14 protein-coding genes are annotated in these 18,059 nt (G+C 33.3%); 10 read left to right on the top strand and 4 right to left on the bottom strand.

Annotated elements, in window-relative coordinates:
- Positions 1-2: 2 nt before the first annotated feature.
- The 4 genes from G5V56_RS03710 to G5V56_RS03695 all read right to left on the bottom strand — a co-directional run bounded on the left by G5V56_RS03710 (position 3) and on the right by G5V56_RS03695 (position 4,249).
- Positions 3-536 carry a hydrogenase maturation protease gene (locus tag G5V56_RS03710; protein ID WP_166961608.1) on the bottom strand — a complete coding sequence of 178 codons (534 nt, stop codon included), beginning with the start codon at positions 534-536 and terminating at the stop codon, positions 3-5.
- A gap of 72 nt (positions 537-608) precedes the next feature.
- A complete protein-coding gene (gene cybH / locus G5V56_RS03705; protein WP_166961605.1) occupies positions 609-1,361 on the bottom strand; it encodes a Ni/Fe-hydrogenase, b-type cytochrome subunit in 753 nt (250 codons plus the stop codon).
- Positions 1,362-1,376: 15 nt separating this feature from the next.
- Complete coding sequence (locus G5V56_RS03700; RefSeq protein ID WP_166961602.1) at positions 1,377-3,113, bottom strand: nickel-dependent hydrogenase large subunit; 1,737 nt, start codon at positions 3,111-3,113, stop codon at positions 1,377-1,379.
- 11 nt (positions 3,114-3,124) lie between these two features.
- On the bottom strand, positions 3,125-4,249 hold the full coding sequence (locus G5V56_RS03695; RefSeq protein WP_166961599.1) for a hydrogenase small subunit: 1,125 nt from the start codon (positions 4,247-4,249) through the stop codon (positions 3,125-3,127).
- A gap of 172 nt (positions 4,250-4,421) precedes the next feature.
- On the opposite strand from G5V56_RS03695, the gene G5V56_RS03690 reads away from it, so the two are divergent.
- From G5V56_RS03690 to G5V56_RS03645, 10 genes are all read left to right on the top strand, one after another.
- Positions 4,422-4,763, top strand: a complete 342-nt coding sequence (locus G5V56_RS03690; RefSeq protein ID WP_166961596.1) for a hydrogenase maturation nickel metallochaperone HypA/HybF — start codon at positions 4,422-4,424, stop codon at positions 4,761-4,763.
- A 160-nt stretch (positions 4,764-4,923) separates the two neighbouring features.
- Entirely contained in the window at positions 4,924-6,750 is a 1,827-nt protein-coding gene (locus tag G5V56_RS03685) for an NAD(P)H-dependent oxidoreductase subunit E (RefSeq protein WP_166961593.1), read from the top strand.
- Positions 6,743-8,011, top strand: coding sequence for an NADH-quinone oxidoreductase subunit B family protein (locus G5V56_RS03680; protein WP_166961590.1), 1,269 nt, complete (start codon positions 6,743-6,745; stop codon positions 8,009-8,011). Before G5V56_RS03685 ends, G5V56_RS03680 begins: the two co-directional genes overlap by 8 nt.
- 2 nt (positions 8,012-8,013) lie before the next feature.
- Entirely contained in the window at positions 8,014-9,465 is a 1,452-nt protein-coding gene (locus tag G5V56_RS03675) for a Ni/Fe hydrogenase subunit alpha (protein ID WP_166961587.1), read from the top strand.
- Positions 9,446-9,901, top strand: coding sequence for a hydrogenase maturation protease (locus G5V56_RS03670; RefSeq protein ID WP_166961584.1), 456 nt, complete (start codon positions 9,446-9,448; stop codon positions 9,899-9,901). Before G5V56_RS03675 ends, G5V56_RS03670 begins: the two co-directional genes overlap by 20 nt.
- 22 nt (positions 9,902-9,923) lie before the next feature.
- Positions 9,924-10,769: a hydrogenase nickel incorporation protein HypB gene (hypB, locus tag G5V56_RS03665; protein ID WP_166961581.1), complete on the top strand. Its 846-nt coding sequence runs from the start codon at positions 9,924-9,926 to the stop codon at positions 10,767-10,769.
- 19 nt (positions 10,770-10,788) lie between these two features.
- The gene (locus tag G5V56_RS03660; protein ID WP_166961578.1) at positions 10,789-11,049 is read left to right on the top strand and encodes a HypC/HybG/HupF family hydrogenase formation chaperone; all 261 of its coding nucleotides are present in this window, start codon (positions 10,789-10,791) and stop codon (positions 11,047-11,049) included.
- 346 nt (positions 11,050-11,395) lie between these two features.
- Positions 11,396-12,064, top strand: coding sequence for a response regulator transcription factor (locus G5V56_RS03655; RefSeq protein WP_166961575.1), 669 nt, complete (start codon positions 11,396-11,398; stop codon positions 12,062-12,064).
- Between the two features lie 28 nt (positions 12,065-12,092).
- The gene (locus tag G5V56_RS03650; protein WP_166961572.1) at positions 12,093-13,469 is read left to right on the top strand and encodes a sensor histidine kinase; all 1,377 of its coding nucleotides are present in this window, start codon (positions 12,093-12,095) and stop codon (positions 13,467-13,469) included.
- A gap of 252 nt (positions 13,470-13,721) precedes the next feature.
- The gene (locus tag G5V56_RS03645) at positions 13,722-18,050 is read left to right on the top strand and encodes a CusA/CzcA family heavy metal efflux RND transporter (protein ID WP_166961570.1); all 4,329 of its coding nucleotides are present in this window, start codon (positions 13,722-13,724) and stop codon (positions 18,048-18,050) included.
- Positions 18,051-18,059: the final 9 nt, after the last annotated feature.

Raw genomic sequence — 18,059 nt, 5'->3', positions numbered from 1 at the left:
ATTTACGACAATTTTAAATGAAGTTTTTCAGATTGCTCTAAGATTTGATTTATTAATTTAGGAATAGCATCTTTCACTTTTTGGCTTAATGCTATTGTCATTGGATTTAATTCTTCAATAGAAACAGTAAACAAATGAATATCCGGCACCTTTTCCATAAGGTAAACAGCCTCAATCATATCTTTTAAACCCACATCATGAACGCTTAATGCAGATGGAAAATCGGATGCAAATTTTGGACGAATTAAAGAAATAGTTCCTGCCGGTTTACCATCCATGGTAGCATCAACAAAAATAATAGTTGGATACACTTGAAAACAACTCAATAATAAAAATCCACCAGTTCCTCCATCCAGAATATCTACATATTTTGGTAGTTCTCTTTTATACATTTCCTGAATGACATGAACACCAATGCCTTCGTCTCCCATTAAATAATTACCAACACCTAGGATCAAAATACTATCGGACTTATCTTTTTCAAAAAAATAGGAGTCGCTACTTATAGCGACTGGTGTTCTTTCTGGTATTTTCATATCTTAAAATAAAAAAATAAATTCATCCAAATACATATAAATCATGCACTAGGATGAATCTATCTAGATTAATTAATATTTTTTAGAAGCAACAATTTCTCCTTCTTCCTTAATTTCTACTTCATGATCAGCATGTTTAAGTCGTTCATCACAAACGAACTTATACCCTCCAAACATGGATGACACTTCTGCCCTACCTTCTAGCCAATCATGGTAAAATACCAAATAAACATGAACCATTGCAAAGAAAATAAATAACCACATAGCCGTATGATGAATACTCCTCACCAAAAAATCGCCACCAAAAAGTGGAATAACCCAAGTAAACATTTTAGGTAACCACCATGAAGCCATATCTCCATATAGAGCAAACCCTGTAGCTATTTGAACAAGAGCCAATAAAAACATAACGACATAAGAAAGCGTTGCAACACTGTTATGACCTATGCTAATTTTGGTGATATCTTCTTCTTTTTCATTCATAAGCATAATATCAATTTTCATGACGTGCCAGAAATTATTCCAATTCTTTTTAGTGAATGGCCAAAAGGCTTTCCAGCTTGCAAATCTATTACCTGCAAAAGCCCAATACACTCTTAAAACTAAGACAAAAAAGAAGATATATCCAGCAGTAAAATGCAAAAACCTAACAATACCGAAAGAGTGCAAATTAGTGGCTTCTGCACTAGATAATAATGCTGGTGGATTAGCAATAAGAAATCCGGTAATAACTAATACAAATAAGGCTAAAACATTTAACCAATGAAAGATCCTGACTGGTAGCTCCCAGACGTAAACACGTTTAAAATTTCTTATTTTTTTCATGATCTTTTCATTTAGCTAAATTTCACAACTTCCTACATTGCTTACTTTAGATATGTGTTTACCATGCTCATCGTATAAATGAACGGCACATGCAATACAAGGATCAAACGAATGTATGGTTCTAATAATTTCTAAAGGTAATTCTGGATCTGCAACAGGTGTTCCTATTAAACAAGACTCATAAGCAGAACGTATACCTTTTGGATCTCTTGGAGAGGCATTCCACGTGCTTGGAACCACTTGTTGATAATTTGCGGTTTTTCCATCTTTTATTCTAATCCAATGCGCCAAAGCACCACGAGGAGCTTCCATATAGCCAACCCCTTTCGCTTCTGCTGGCCAAGTAGATGGTTCCCAATTTTCGGTATTAGCCATTCTTTCATCGCCATTTTTGATGTTGCGAATTAAAGTGTCATAAAACTCCATGGTCCAATTGGCAACTAATTGTGTTTCAATACCCCTAGCAGCTGTTCTTCCAAGAGTTGAAAATAAGGCATCCACAGGAACATTTAACTGTCCTAATGCCGCGTTGACAGATTCTTGAATTTCTTTATTGCCTCTAGCATACCCTACCAAAAGTCTCGCTAACGGACCAACCTCCATAGGCATACCTTTCCATCGTGGCGTTTTAATAAAACTATATTTTTCTTCTACATTTAAATGTTCGTAGGGTGGTTTTGGTCCAGAATATTTAATATTAGTCTCCCCTTCCCATGGATGCCTTCCAGTATCCTTACCTTCTGCATAATTATCGTACCAAGAGTTATTTACAAATTCCTTAATTTCATCTGAGCTTCTATGATTTACATCTACAACTTTAGATAGGTCTCTGTTTAAAATAATACCTTGTGGAAATTTAAAACTAGATTGATCTGCGTAACCATTTGTTGGAAAATCTCCATAAGACATATAATTTCCAAAACCTTTTCCAATTGCTCCCCAATCTTTATAGAAGGATGCAATAGCTAAAAGGTCTGGAATATATACTTGTTCTATAAAACGTTTTCCTTCGTCAAGAAGTGTTTTAACCATGGCTAATCGCTCTGCATTAATACCTCCAGGATTTTCTGTATTTATGGCACAAGCCATACCTCCAACCAAATAATTTGGATGTGGATTCTTTCCACCAAAAATGGTATGAACTTTTACAATTTCCTTTTGCCATTCTAGCGCTTCCAAATAATGAGCTACAGCCATTAAGTTTACCTCTGCTGGTAGTTTCATTTGTGGATGCCCCCAATAGCCATTAGCAAAAATGCCTAATTGACCACTTTCAACAAATTTGGTTATCCGTTTTTTAATATCTGAAAAATACCCTGGCGAACTTTTTGGCCAGCTAGATATACTTTGCGCTAACTCAGATGTTTTTTGTGGATCTGCTTTTAAGGCATTAACCACATCTACCCAATCTAAGGCGTGTAAGTGATAGAAATGAACAGTATGGTCATGCATATATAAAGCGCCTTCCATAATATTTCTAACCATTTCAGCATTTGGTGGAACCGCAATTCCTAAAGCGTCTTCAACAGCTCTAACTGATGTTAATGCATGTACTGTTGTACAGACACCACATGTTCTTTGAACAAAGGCCCAAACATCTCTAGGATCGCGACCTTTTACAATTTCCTCAATACCCCTTACCATGGTACTGGAGCTAAAAGCGTCAACTATTTTTCCGTCTTTAATTTCTGCTTCAATTCTTAAATGACCCTCAATTCTGGTAACAGGATCAACTACTATTCTATCTGCCATAATTTTTATTTTTAAGAGTCAATATCTTTTTCGTTTGATTTACCTCGGTTAATTCTACTTTTTAATTCTTTTCGTTTAGAAATATTAGCTGCTATAGCATGGACCGCTAAACCACCAGCCAGAACTCCTGCTCCAACTTTTCCTATATCATCAGCAAGACCTTCGGCATGTATTCCAGGTACTTTAGCTAATCGTTCGTAGAAAGGTCCATTATCCCAGAAACTATCTTCACTACAACCAATACAACCGTGACCGGACTGAATTGGATAACTCACTCCATTATTCCATTTAATGGTACCACAAGAATTATAAGTCATCGGGCCTTTGCAACCTAATTTATAAAGACAATATCCGTCTTTAGCATTTTGGTCGTCAAATGTTTCTGCAAATAATCCAGCATCATAATAAGGTCTTCTATAACAACTATCGTGGACACGTTTTGCATAAAATGCTTTTGGCCTTCCTAAACGGTCTAATTCTGGCAGCCTTCCAAAGGTTACTAAATGAACAATAACTCCTGCCATCACTTCTCCTATTGGAGGACAACCTGGAACTCTTATAATTGGTTTGTTCTTAATTATTTTATGAATTGGTGTGGCGTTTGTTGGATTTGGTTTTGCAGCCTGTACACATCCGTTAGAAGCACAACTTCCCCATGCAATAATAGCTTTAGCACCTGCAGCTGCTTCAATTAATAAATCTTTAGCAGATCTACCTCCTATACAACAGTAATTACCATCATCGCCCATAGGCACAGAGCCTTCAACACAAAGAATATATTCTCCTTTGTATTTCTCCATCGTGGACTGCTTAGCGGCTTCTGCTTGATGTCCAGAAGCAGCCATTAATGTTAATGTATAATCTAATGAAATTTTGTCTAAAATAATATCAGCCACAATAGGATGATCAGATCTAATAAAAGACTCACTGCAACAGGTACATTCTTGGAAATGCTCCCAAATTACTGGCACTCTATAAGTAGACTCTAGAGATTTAGCTACTTGCCCTACCATAGAGTTTTCCAACCCCATATAGGCCGCAATATAGGTGGCAAATTTCATGAAATCTCTTCTACTATAGCCTTGTTTTATTATGCTTTCATAATAAGTTTCTCTTACTTCTTTATTGTTAGCCATAATTAAAGTTTAGTTTGTTAAAGTTCTTAATTTCAATACATTTAGTATCGAAACTCTTAAAACTAAAAAATCATTCTTACATAAAACATGATATTTATCATATTATTAATTTCTTTAAATAATTACTATTGTTCTAATTACAAATAAATTATATTCTTAAAAATTTAACTTAATGCATGAATTATCAATAGCCTTAGGAATTGTTGATATTGCCGAAAAAGAAACAAAAAAAGCCAAGAAACATAAAGTTGACTTGATTGAATTAGAAATTGGCACGTTAGCAGGTATTGAGTTTGACTCTCTTGATTTTGTGTGGCCTTCAGCAGTCAAAAATACCGTATTAGAAAACGCCGTTAAGAAAGTTAATATTATTCAAGGAGAAGCAAAATGTGGAGATTGTAATACTATTTTTAAATTAAATAACATCTACGACTCTTGTCCAAACTGCAATAGTTTTTTAAAAGGGATTATTAAGGGCAAAGAATTATTAGTAAAAAGTCTTGAAGTATCCTAATTGATTGATTATATGATAATTAATTAACATATTTATCTAAAATATTTCTGCTTTTTCAAGTAACAATTAATCAAATCGCAATTCCATCCTGAAATGACTTTTGTCATGTCCTATTTTCTTATATAAAAGTACTTTTAGTTAAACTCATATGTTCTTAATTATGGTTACTAAAGAAAACGCTTTACAAAGATCTAACCTTTTAAATGTTCTTTGGGATATTCAAAGAAAAAGACGGTTCATTAGTCGTGATGATATGAAAAAAATTGCGAAAGAATTCAGCATCTCTATGATTGAATTAGAAGGTGTTATCTCTTTTTATCATTTTTTTCATCTTCAAAATGCAGGGAAATACACCATCTATTTAAATTGCTCCACTATTTCTCAGCATAAAGATTATCAGGCAGTAAAAAAAACATTTCAAGATGAATTAGGGGTTCTTATAGGTAATGTTACTAAAGATAATTTATTTGGCTTCTTTAAAACCTCGTGTATTGGTTTAAGTGATCAAGAAACTTCTGCTCTAATAAATAATTACCCTTTTACAAATCTTACTCCAAAAAAAGTTAAGACCATCATTTCAAAATTAAAAAAAGGGCAGTCGCTTGAATCACTAAGCAATTATCCTAAAGATAATATTAAGTACAGACCAGAAAAAGATGCTAAAACCATTTTCTTTAAAACGTATACAAAAGGAGAAGGATTAAAACAATTGGTTTCATTAAAACCTGAAGATGTTATTGACCTCATTAGTAAATCCAAACTTTCCGGAAGAGGTGGTGCTTTTTTTCCAACGGGTATGAAATGGAAATTGTGTAGAAACAATAAATCTGACCAAAAATATATTATATGTAATGCCGATGAAGGAGAACCCGGAACATTTAAAGACCGGGTTTTAATGAACAAATATCCAGGGCTTTTAATAGAAGGTATGACAATAGCTGGTTATGCCGTTGGAGCTACTGAAGGAACCATATACCTAAGAGCCGAGTATTTATATTTAAAAGACAAAATTGAAGCAGCTATCAAAGACTTTGAAGAAGCTGGTTTGTTGGGCAAAAATATTCTGGGTCTAAAAGGTTTTGATTTTAAAGTTACTGTACAACTAGGAGCTGGTGCTTATATATGTGGTGAAGAAACAGCCCTTATTGCTTCTATGGAAGGAAAACGTGGTGAACCAACAACCAAAGAATATTTTCCTGTAGAAAAAGGTTTTTTAGGCAAACCTACGGTTGTAAATAATGTAGAAACACTTTGTACCGTCCCAAGAATACTAGAAATGGGATTAGAAAACTACTTGAAAATTGGCACCAAACAAACTCCTGGAACCAAACTTTTAAGCGTCTCCGGTGATTGTAAGAAGCCCGGTGTTTACGAAATTGAATGGGGTATGAAATTAAAAGATTTCTTAAACTTAATCGAAGCTGAAGATCCGCATGTAGTTTTATTTAATGGTTTTTCAGGCGAATGTTTATCTGAAGTTGATTTTGATAGAGAAATATCTGGAGAGAATTTGTTAGCAGAACACATTCAGTTTAAGTTTAACGACCCTATTGAATATTCAAGAAAAATGAGCGGTGTTGGACTTAGAAGCGGTGGGTCATTTATGGTTTTTAATAAAAAACGCGACTTAATAGGTATTCTTAAAAATATCACCAAGTTTTTTGTTGCAGAGTCTTGTGGTATTTGTGTACCATGTAGAACGGGGAATTTCCTTCTCAATAAGAAAATTAACAAAATCATGTTTGGTCATGCAGAGTTAAAAGATTTAGAAGAAATAAGGGAATGGAGCTTTATCATTAAACAATCTAGTAGATGCGGACTTGGAAAAACTTCTACAAATTGTTTGCTTACCGCTATGCTCAAATTTCCAGAAGAATTTAAAAAACACCTCACAGCAGAAAGCAATTTTAATCATTCGTTCAATATTGAAAACGCTGTAGAAAACTACAATACAATTATCCAAGAAATAGAAAGTACTTATGAATAATCTAATAAACATAACTATTGATGGAAAAAAATACCAAGCGCACGAAGGAAAGAACTTGGTAGAAGCTGCTAAAGAAAATGGTATCTACATCCCTACTTTATGCCATTTTCATGAAATCAACCCGCCACTAGGCACCTGCCGAATTTGTACAGTAAGCGTTAACGGTAAAACAACAACTAGCTGTACTACAAAGGTATACGAGGGTATGGAAGTTGAAATAAATACGCCAGAACTTTTAAATACCAGAAAAGCAATTATTGAAATGCTGTATGCAGAAGGCAATCATTTTTGCCCTTCCTGCGAAAAAAGTGGCAATTGTGAGTTGCAAAACTTAGGTTATGATATGGGTATTACTAATTCGCGTTTTCCTCATGTTTATAGCAACAAAGTCGTAGATTTCACTTCGGACAGAATGATTATGGAATCTAATAGATGTATTCTTTGTAAACGCTGTGTTGAAGAAATTAAAACCAAAGATGGCAAAGATGTCTTTTCATTTGTTAGTAGAGGTGTAAAAACCCGTGTTCATATTGATTATGAACAAGAAAAAAAATTAACTGATGCTGAAGCTATGCATGCCATGAGTATATGTCCTGTAGGAGCTATTTTGGTTAAAGGTATGATTTATGAACAACCATTTGGAGACCGAAAATATGACATCAGCGGAACACTAAAAGAAACCGAAATTCATACCGACTTTATAAAAAGAAATGATGAAAATAAATTTATAGTTGCAACAACATCCTTAGCCGGATGCTTTGGATGCCATATGTCGTTACTAGATATTGATTTAGAGATTCTGGATATTCTTGAAATAGTGGAGTTCAACAAATCACCGTTAACTGATATTAAAAAGTTTAGTAAACGATGTGACATTGGTTTAATTGAAGGTGGTTGTGCTAATTCTGAAAACATAGAAGTTCTCAAAGAATTCAGAAAAAAATGTGATATCCTCGTTGCTTTTGGTGAATGTGCCATTATGGGAGGTATTCCTGCCATGCGAAATTTTGTGCCATTAAAAGAATGCTTAGAAGAAGCTTACATACATGGGTTAACAAGTGAAATTGGAACGAATATAATTCCAAATCATGAAGATATTCCTAAACTACTTAACAATGTATATCCGTGTAATGAAATAGTTAAAATAGATTATTATATTCCTGGTTGTCCTCCAAATGCCAATCATATATGGAAAGTTGTAAAAAATATTCTATTAAACGAGGAATACTCTATTACTCACGAAGAATTTAAATACGATTGAGCATGAAAAAAATAGTTATAGACCCTGTAACAAGAGTGGAAGGACATGGCAAAGTGACCATTCATTTAGATGAAAACAACAACGTAAAAGATTCCTTTTTTCATATTGTAGAGTTTCGTGGTTTTGAGCGTTTCATTCAAGGGCACCCCTACTGGGAAGCTCCTGTATTGGTTCAGCGACTTTGTGGCATTTGTCCTGTAAGTCATCATTTAGCTGCAGCGAAGGCCATTGATCAAATTGTAGGTATAGAACCCAAAGATTTGTCTTTACCCGCACAAAAAATAAGGAAACTTTTACATTTCGGACAGATATTCCAATCACATGCGTTACACTTCTTTTATTTAGCTTCACCAGACTTATTATTTGGTGTTGATGCAGATCCTGCAAAGCGAAATGTAGCCGAGGTTGCTATTGCGCACCCCGAATTGGCAAAAAAAGGAATTTTAATGAGAAAGTTTGGTCAAGAAATCATTAAAACTATTGCAGGAAAACGTATTCATGGTATTTCTGCTGTTCCTGGAGGCGTTCATAAAAAAATAACTTTAAAAGAAAGAGACTATTTTTTAAATAGCAAAGAAATCCCTTCTATCGACGCCATGATCAATTGGTCAGTTGAGATTATTGATTTCTTAAAAGGCTATCATGATATTAATAAAAAATGGTTAGATGAATTTGCAGAATATCCGTCAGGACATTTAGGCTTAGTCAATAAAGACAATGGTTTTTTGGAACTATACGATGGAAATTTACGGGCCTTGGATGCCAATGGCAAAGTAACCTTAAACGATATTCCTTCCGATGATTACATTCAATATTTTAATGAAGGTGTAGAAAAATGGTCCTATTTAAAATTCCCATATTTAAAAGATTTAGGAAGAGACAAAGGATGGAATCGCGTTGGCCCATTGGCTAGGATTAATATTTGTAATGGTATTGAAACACCTTTAGCAGAACAGGAACGGCTTATTTTTAAACTATCAACACATGGTAAAATAAACAACAAAACCATGTATTCTCATTGGGCTCGACTTATTGAAATGTTATACTGTGCTGAAATGATGAAAAAATTGTTGAATGATGAAGATATACTAAGTAGTGACCTAGTAAGAAAAGGAGAACGCCGCAGTGAAGGCATCGGTATTATTGAAGCGCCTAGAGGCACATTAATTCATCATTATGAAGTTGATGATCGTGACCGAATAACACGCTGTAATCTTATTGTTTCTACAACACATAATAACGAGCCGATGAATCAGGCTGTTAAATGGGTTGCTAAAAATGTGATTAGTGGAGAACCTAAAATTACCGAGGGCATGCTTAATCAAGTTGAAGTCGCTATTAGAGCCTACGATCCGTGTTTAAGTTGTGCAACACACGCTTTGGGACAAATGCCTTTAATTGTTAGGTTGGAAGATCACGAAGGAAACCTTGTAGATGAAAAAATTAGATCATAACATATTAATCGTCGGAATTGGGAATAATGGCAGACAAGATGATGGCTTGGGTTGGTTGTTTTTAGATTTTTTAAAAGAGCAGAAAACATCTATTGATTTGGAATACAAATATCAGCTTCAAATTGAAGATGCCGAATTAATTTCCAATTATGATAAAGTAATTTTTGTTGATGCCACCAAAGAAAATACTGAGGATGGTTATTATTTAAAACCATGTATACCATCAGAAAAATATGGCTTTAGCTCACATGCCTTAGCACCCGAAACCATATTATATTTATGCAATACACTGTATGAAAATCAACCAGAAGTATCTATTTTAGGGATAGAAGGTTATGAATGGGAATTAAAGATAGGTTTAAGCAAAAAAGGAGTTGTAAATTTTAATAAAGCTAAAAAATACTTTAAAGATACGGTACTAATTAACTATATTTGAGTAAATCATAAATTTCAAAACTATGTGTGGAACTTGCGGTTGCGGATCTGAAGAGAATGGTATAACCATTCAAAATCCAAAAGATATAAAAGCTCATGAACACCATCATCATGATGGACATACTCATAGCCATGAGCACTCACATGAGGGTCATACTCATAGTCATGATCATTCTCATACACACGATCATGATCATTCTCACACGCATGACCATCACCATAAAACAGTTATAGACCTTGAACAAGATATTCTGCAACATAACGCCCTTATGGCTGCAAGAAATAAAGGCTACTTTGAAGCAAAAAACATTTTTGCTCTAAACTTGGTAAGCTCTCCAGGTTCTGGTAAAACCTCGATTTTAGAAAAAACGCTGAGCGATCTGAAAGATGAAAAATCGTTTTATGTTATTGAAGGGGATCAACAAACACTAAATGATGCAAACAGAATAGATGCTTTAAATATTCCCGTTATTCAAATCAATACCGGTAAAGGTTGTCATTTGGAAAGTGATATGGTTTATGATGCAGTTAAAAAACTGGACATCAAAGAAAACTCCATTTTAATGATTGAAAATGTGGGTAATTTAGTTTGCCCATCTATGTTCGACTTAGGAGAATCTAAACGTGTTGTTATTGTTAGTACTACTGAAGGAGAAGACAAACCTATTAAATACCCAGATATGTTTCATACGTCACATATTTGTATTATCAATAAAATAGATCTTTTGCCTCATTTAAATATCAATATTGACAAACTAAAGGAATACGCTTTACGAGTAAATCCTAATTTAAAATTCTTTGAAGTTTCTGCCACTACCGGAGAAGGAATGGATGCTTGGTATAAATGGCTAAAAGAAAACATGAATTAATTTAATAATTTAAAGACTTATGTGCCTTTCAATACCAGGAAAATTAATAGAAATAACAGGTCAACTAGATGAAACCTTTAGAACAGGTAAAGTCTCTTTTGATGGTGTTATTAAAGAAATTAGCCTCACTCTAGTGCCAGAAGCCAACATTAATGATTATGTAATGGTTCATGTGGGAGCTGCTATTAGTGTGGTTGATGAAGTTGAAGCTAAAAAAACTTTTGAATTATTAAAGCAGTTAAATGAATTGCAAGATTTAGAACCGCCAAAACTTAGCTAACAGAAGTATTTCACATCATATATAAATCAAATAGTCAATTTAAATAAGATGATTTTTATCATTTTTTATATCTAATCAAGCATTTAATTTTGTTTGTGTAAGTCATCAGTATTTTAATTTTGACTTATAAGGTAGAAATTTATTTTTCTAGACAAAGATTCATGGTTGATCTTTTGATATTTCAGTAAATTTTTTTTTTTGAATTGATTGTTAGCCTAAAAAGTCTGAGTTTATTTTTCTCAGACTTTTTTATTTCCACTTATTAAAGTGCTAATTGTCAATTCTTTTAAGCAAATTTTAAGAAAGTTTTTGTTATTATTTAAAATTAATAAATAATTTTTGCAACATGAAGATCCTAATAGTAGAAGACGAGATAGGTATTTCTAATTTCCTTAAACAAGGTTTAGAAGAGGAATCATACACTGTTGATGTTGCCCAAGAAGGCGTGCAGGGTTTAAAACTAGCTTTATCGGGAAATTATGATTTATTATTACTTGATTGGATGGTACCTGGACTAACAGGTATTGAAATTTGTAAGCAATTTAGGAAAGAGTTTACAAATACTCCTATTATATTTTTAACAGCGAAAGATACTGTAGATGAAACTATATTTGGTCTGCAATCTGGTGCGAATGATTATATCAAAAAACCATTCCATTTTGATGAACTTTTAGAGCGCATTAAGGTTCAATTACGACCTAAATTTGATGAGCACTCTATATTTACACTCGGAAATATTAGCTTAAATACGAGTAGTCATAAAGTTTTTAAAAACAATGAGGAACTGTTTTTAACCCAAAAAGAATTTGCTCTCTTAGAATTTTTAATGAGACATAAAGGTGTTGTTTGCAAACGCACACAAATCATTCAAAGTGTTTGGGATATTCATTTTGATTACAATACAAGTGTTATTGATGTATATATTAATGCACTTAGAAAAAAACTTAAACTTACACCCGATGAAAATTATATTCAAACTATAAGGGGTATTGGTTATATTGCTAATGAAGTATGATATACTCAAAAACAATAGAAAATAATAGATGAATTTAAGTTTCAAAAATAGAATTGCTCTGCATTACATGATAGCCACAGCTATCATTGTTGCGATAATATTCAGCATTGTTTTTATCGTCGTAAAAGAAACCATGTACAATAATATTGACCGGGACTTAACTTTTGAAGTATCAAAACATTCTGGCGAAATCAAACTACTTAACAACACCATTAAATTTTCAAATAAAGCCGAATGGGAAGAAATTGAGCATAGAGAAATTCAAATAAATCCCGTTTTTATTCAAATAATGGATGCGAATGGGAAGGTGATGGATAAATCGCCAAACCTTAAAAATGATCAATTATCATTTAAAGATGTAAACAAGTTTGGCACCCATTTCAATGCGTTTTTAAAAGATAAAACAATCAGGCAAATTCAAAAACCTATAGAGAGTAAAGGAGAAATTAAAGGCTATTTAATTGCTGCTATGTCTTTGGAATCATCTATAATGGTATTAAACAAGTTAAGAAATGTTTTAATACTGTCTTATTTAATATTGTTATCCGTTCTTTATTTCATTTCAAGATATTTAGCTGGTCGAAGCATTATTCCTATAAAAAATATTACTAACACAACAAATCGCATCACTAAAAATAATTTAAATGAGCGCGTTGAGTTACCTATTTACAAAGATGAACTTTATGATTTATCATCTGGCATTAATAAACTACTTATAAGAATAGAGAATGCTATTGAAAGAGAACGTCAATTTACATCAGACGCATCACACGAATTACGCACACCTCTTTCATCATTAAGAGGTACCCTTGAAGTTTTAATTAGAAAACCCAGAGAGCATGAGGAATATAAAGAAAAAATAACCTACAGCCTTACTGAAATTGATAAAATGACAGAAACCATTGAACAGTTATTGGTTTTAGCAAGATTGGATTCTTCTTCAAATAAATTGAACTTTAATGAAACCGTTTTATTGCCAACCCTTGTCGATGATATTTTGTTACGAAACAATAAAGACATTACGTCTAAAAACCTATCGATTCATTTAAAAACAGACACAACAAAAGATCTTTTGGTTAAAAAATATTATGCAAATCTTATTCTTGAAAACATAATAAATAATGCAATAAAATATTCAAAAGATAATGCATCAATTAATATATCTATATCCACTTCTAAAGACAGACTTATTTGTAGCATAAAAGATGAAGGTATTGGAATTAAGTCTGAAGATATCTCAAATATTTTTAATCACTTTTACCGTTCAGACGCATTAGACCATAAAGATATATTAGGCAATGGATTAGGGCTTTCAATTGCACAAAAATCAGCTCAAGCAATTAATGCAACCATTAAAGTAGAAAGTAGCATTAATAAGGGATCTGTTTTTACGATCATATTTTAACCAAATCTTAAGAAATAAATTATTATTATTTCAAAAAAAACTCTTAATTTAGCTTCAAATTTAAGAAATCATTAATTATCTGATTAATAATATTTCTTAAACGGTTGGTTAGGTTCGGGGTGGTTCCCGAACCTTTTTTTATTCAAAAACAAACCTTCCAAAAACTTCCTTTTTTAAGCAAATCTTAAGGCTGTAATTAACTAAAAGTTAACATACTGGCGTACCTTTGTATTGCACTAAAAAATATCCAAAATGTTAGAAAAAATTATTCAATATAGCATTCACCACAAACTTATTGTTTTACTCTTTACTGCTGGTATTATTGGTTTCGGTTTGTATTCACTAACTAACATTCCTATTGGAGCTGTTCCAGATGTAACCAATAACCAAGTACAAGTTATTACGACCTCAAGAAATTTATCAACTGAGGATGTCGAAAAGTTTTTAACTTACCCTGTTGAGTTGGAAATGGCAAACTTGCCAGGTGTTAAAGATATCCGTTCGGTTTCTAAATTTGGACTATCTGTCGTAACTGTTGTTTTTAATGATGAAATGGGTACTTATTTACCCAGACAACTCATTGCTGAAAAAATAAAAAATGCTCAAGAGAAAATCCCTGCTGGCTTTGGAACACCTTTTATGGGACCCGTTTCTACTGGACTTGGCGAAATCTATCAGTATATTATTAATGTAGATCCAAAATATAAAGATCAATATTCTCTATCGGATATTCGTACTATTCAAGACTGGATTGTAAAACGTCAATTATCCGGAATTCCCGGTGTCGTTGAAGTAAATACCTGGGGTGGCTATTTAAAACAATATGAAGTAGCCTTAAGTCCAGAGCGTTTGCGAGCTATGAACATATCTGTTTTTGATGCATTTGATGCGATAAAAATGAATAATAGTATTGCTGGCGGTGGTTATATAGAAAAACAGAATGAAAGTTATTTTATTCGTGGAGAAGGGCTTGTTCACTCTCTTGAGGATATTAAAAATATAGTAGTAACTACGAGAGATAACGTTCCTGTTTATGTTAAAGATATTGCTTCAGTTGGCTTTGGAAAAGCGAATCGTTTTGGTGCCATAACTGGTAATGGTGAAGGCGAAAAAGTGCTGGGTCAGGTCATGATGTTAAAAGACGCTAATTCAAATGCCGTAATAAATGCTGTAAAAAACCGTGTAAAAGAAGTACAATCATCATTACCTCCAGGCATCAGTATCAATCCGTTTTTAGAACGAAGTGAGCTGATTGCAAAAACTACCACAACTATAGCGGAAAACCTTATTTTAGGGTGCTTAATAGTTATTTTTGTGGTCGTTCTTCTCTTAGGAAACCTCCGTTCTGGTTTGGTTGTCGCCTCCGTTATTCCATTGTGTTTACTTTTTGCTTTATCACTCATGTATATTTTTGGAGTAGATGCCAATTTAATGAGTTTAGGAGCTATTGACTTTGGTATTATCATTGACGGCGCAGTTATTATTGTAGAATTTATAGCTTTTAAAATAACCAGTCAGCGCGCTAAATTATTAACACTTCCAAAAGATGAAAGACAAGGTTTAATAGATAAAATAACATACCAAGGAGCTACTAAAATGATGAAATCTGCTGTTTTCGGGCAGCTTATTATCATTATTGTTTTCATTCCAATACTTTCCTTAGTAAATGTCGAAGGTAAAATGTTCCGTCCTATGGCACTCGTATTTTGTTTTGCTCTTATCGGTGCTATGGTGTTATGCTTTACTTATATTCCGGTTATGGCGTCGCTATTTATTAAACCTTCAAACACAGAAAAAAAGACGCTTTCTTCACGATTAATCAACTTTCTTGAAGAGAAATATAGACCAACCATATCTTGGGCATTGCGTCAAAAAAAATTAGTATTAGGCCTTGCTGTTTCGGTACTAATAGTGACAGCATTTATATATACGAGAATGGGAGGTGAATTTGTACCAACTTTAGACGAAGGAGATTTTGTAATTCAACCGGTGCTTAAAACTGGAACGTCTTTAACCAAAACTGTGGAAGCCACTACCCGTATGGAAAAAATACTAAAAACCTTTCCTGAAGTTGAACAAGTTGTGAGTCGTATTGGAGCTGCCGAAGTTCCTACAGATCCCATGTCTATGGAAGAAAGCGATGTGATTATTAAATTAAAACCTAAAAGTGAGTGGGTGTCTGCTGAAACAAAAGATGAACTCGCCGATAAATTTAAAGAAGCTCTCTCTGAAATTCCTGGAGTTGATTATGAATTTACACAACCTATTGAAATGCGTTTTAATGAATTGATTACGGGCGTTCGTGCCGATTTAGCCATTAAAATTTTTGGAGATGATTTAGATATACTTTACAAAAAAGCTCTTGAAGTTCAAAAAGCCATTCAAAATGTAGATGGAGCAGCCGATATTTCTGTCGAGAAAACGGCTGGATTACCGCAAATGTCTGTGAAGTATAACAGAAAAAACATTGCCAAATACGGTTTAAATATTGAAGATCTCAACAAAATAATAACTATAGGATTTGCAGGCATGCCAGCAGGAACTGTTTTCGAAGGGGAAAAACAGTTTGATTTAGTAGTTAGATATGACGAAAAACACAGAAAAGATATTGAAAATATTGAAACAGCTTCGGTGTTACTTCCTAACGGAAATAGTTTACCATTAAGTGAGTTTGCCAATATTAGTTATACGAAGGGTCCAGCTAAAATTTCTAGAGATAATACCAAGCGACGCATTGTGGTTGGTGTGAATGTTAGAAATCGTGACTTAGAATCTGTAGTTAAGGACGTTCAAAATATCATTAATCGCGATGTAAAATTTCCTGTGGGCTATACCGTAAGTTATGGTGGACAATTTGAAAACCTTAGAACAGCTTCTGCCAGATTGAAAGTTGCAGTACCAATTGCACTTGTGTTAATTTTTGTACTCCTATATTTTGCTTTTGACTCGGTAAAAGAAGCCTTAATAATCTACAGTGCCATTCCTCTATCTGCTATTGGTGGTGTATTCCTTCTCTATCTTAGAGGCTTGCCATTTAGTATTTCGGCAGGTGTTGGCTTTATTGCGCTATTTGGTATTGCTGTTTTAAATGGTATTGTACTCATTGAAGAATTTAAAGAACTTAAAGCACACGGCATTAGAAATATTAATAAACGTATTCTTATGGGAACAAATAACAGATTACGCCCCGTCTTACTAACGGCAGCAGCAGCAGCTCTTGGTTTTTTACCTATGGCTATTTCAACTTCTGCCGGAGCCGAAGTACAAAGACCGCTAGCAACCGTAGTGGTTGGTGGACTAATAAGTGCTACTGCTCTAACGCTTATCGTTTTACCTATACTCTATGCCATGTTTGACAGAAAAGGTCATACTCCAAAACGTAAAATAAAAAATAAGTCTTTAGGGTTTTTCCTTCTTTTTCTATTACCATTTCTAGGAATGTCGCAAACTAAAGAAATTACAGCAGACCAAGCTATTCAAATAGCCTTAGAACACAATAAAGGCTTGAAAGCATCAGCTAATAAAGTAACCCAATCAAAGCAATTGGTTGGAAGTGCTTTCAATTTTGATAAAACTCAGATTTATTATCATTATGATGAAAATAATATTGCTGAAAATGGCGAGCCGTTAAAAGTATTTGGTTTAAATCAATCGATTCAATTCCCAACCATTTACGGAACCCAACGAAAAGCAGAAAAACAAAAAGCACAATTATCATTTCAAGAATATAATGTAAACGAGCGCGTCTTAAAAAAAGAGGTATATCAAGCCTACTATAATGTTGTGTATAGAACCAATGTTGTTAAACAATATAAGTTCCTTGATAGTTTGTATAAACAGTTTTCAAACGCTGCAAATAAACGATATGATGTCGGCGAAACCAACTTACTTGAAAAATTAACGGCAGACACAAAACAAAAAGAAATAGCGTTACTGCTTTCACAAAGTGAAGAAAATGTAAACAAAGCCTATTTAAACTTGCATGAGTGGTTACAATCTGATTCAACATATGTTGTCATAGAGGACTCCTCTCCTCTATTAAAACTTAAAGATTGGAAAGCATCTGAAAACCCAGGTTTACAATATTTTGAAATGGCCAAAGAGTTGTCTCAAACAAAATTATCACTAGAACGGCAGCAACTACTTCCAGATTTACAATTTTCTGTTTTTAGAGGAACAAACAATGGTTTAAATGCTAAAAATTATTCAGGATTTCAGGCTGGTGTTGCAATACCGCTATGGTTTGGCGCTAATAAAGCTAAAATAAATGCTGCCAAAACTGAAACTATGATTACAGATAATAATTATGAAAATTACAAAATTCAACTTGAATCTAAATACAAGCGTTTATATTCAGATTTAAAAAAATATGAAGAAGCCATTACGTATTATAACGATACTGGTAAAACCCTGTCTAAAGAACTTACTATTAATGCGTCAAAAGCATTTCAAAATGGAGAGATCGATTTTCTTCAGTATGTACAACTACTAGAAAGTTCCAGAACCATTGAAATTAATTATTTACAAAATTTATATAACTATAATTCTACCATTTTAGAATTAAACTATTTAACCTATTAATATTAGAAA

Source organism: Yeosuana marina (assembly GCF_011762485.1).
Taxonomy (GTDB): Bacteria; Bacteroidota; Bacteroidia; order Flavobacteriales; family Flavobacteriaceae; genus Yeosuana; species Yeosuana marina.
The sequence above is the reverse complement of the archived record's forward strand: the minus strand, read 5'-3'. Positions and strand labels throughout refer to the sequence as shown.

Bases quoted from the DNA above. Each gene is read 5' to 3' on its own strand.
- G5V56_RS03710 (WP_166961608.1), bottom strand. From the start codon at position 536: ATGAAAATACCAGAAAGAACACCAGTCGCTATAAGTAGCGACTCCTAT.
- cybH (WP_166961605.1), bottom strand. From the start codon at position 1,361: ATGAAAAAAATAAGAAATTTTAAACGTGTTTACGTCTGGGAGCTACCA.
- G5V56_RS03700 (WP_166961602.1), bottom strand. From the start codon at position 3,113: ATGGCAGATAGAATAGTAGTTGATCCTGTTACCAGAATTGAGGGTCAT.
- G5V56_RS03695 (WP_166961599.1), bottom strand. From the start codon at position 4,249: ATGGCTAACAATAAAGAAGTAAGAGAAACTTATTATGAAAGCATAATA.
- G5V56_RS03690 (WP_166961596.1), top strand. From the start codon at position 4,422: ATGCATGAATTATCAATAGCCTTAGGAATTGTTGATATTGCCGAAAAA.
- G5V56_RS03685 (WP_166961593.1), top strand. From the start codon at position 4,924: ATGGTTACTAAAGAAAACGCTTTACAAAGATCTAACCTTTTAAATGTT.
- G5V56_RS03680 (WP_166961590.1), top strand. From the start codon at position 6,743: ATGAATAATCTAATAAACATAACTATTGATGGAAAAAAATACCAAGCG.
- G5V56_RS03675 (WP_166961587.1), top strand. From the start codon at position 8,014: ATGAAAAAAATAGTTATAGACCCTGTAACAAGAGTGGAAGGACATGGC.
- G5V56_RS03670 (WP_166961584.1), top strand. From the start codon at position 9,446: ATGAAAAAATTAGATCATAACATATTAATCGTCGGAATTGGGAATAAT.
- hypB (WP_166961581.1), top strand. From the start codon at position 9,924: ATGTGTGGAACTTGCGGTTGCGGATCTGAAGAGAATGGTATAACCATT.
- G5V56_RS03660 (WP_166961578.1), top strand. From the start codon at position 10,789: ATGTGCCTTTCAATACCAGGAAAATTAATAGAAATAACAGGTCAACTA.
- G5V56_RS03655 (WP_166961575.1), top strand. From the start codon at position 11,396: ATGAAGATCCTAATAGTAGAAGACGAGATAGGTATTTCTAATTTCCTT.
- G5V56_RS03650 (WP_166961572.1), top strand. From the start codon at position 12,093: ATGAATTTAAGTTTCAAAAATAGAATTGCTCTGCATTACATGATAGCC.
- G5V56_RS03645 (WP_166961570.1), top strand. From the start codon at position 13,722: ATGTTAGAAAAAATTATTCAATATAGCATTCACCACAAACTTATTGTT.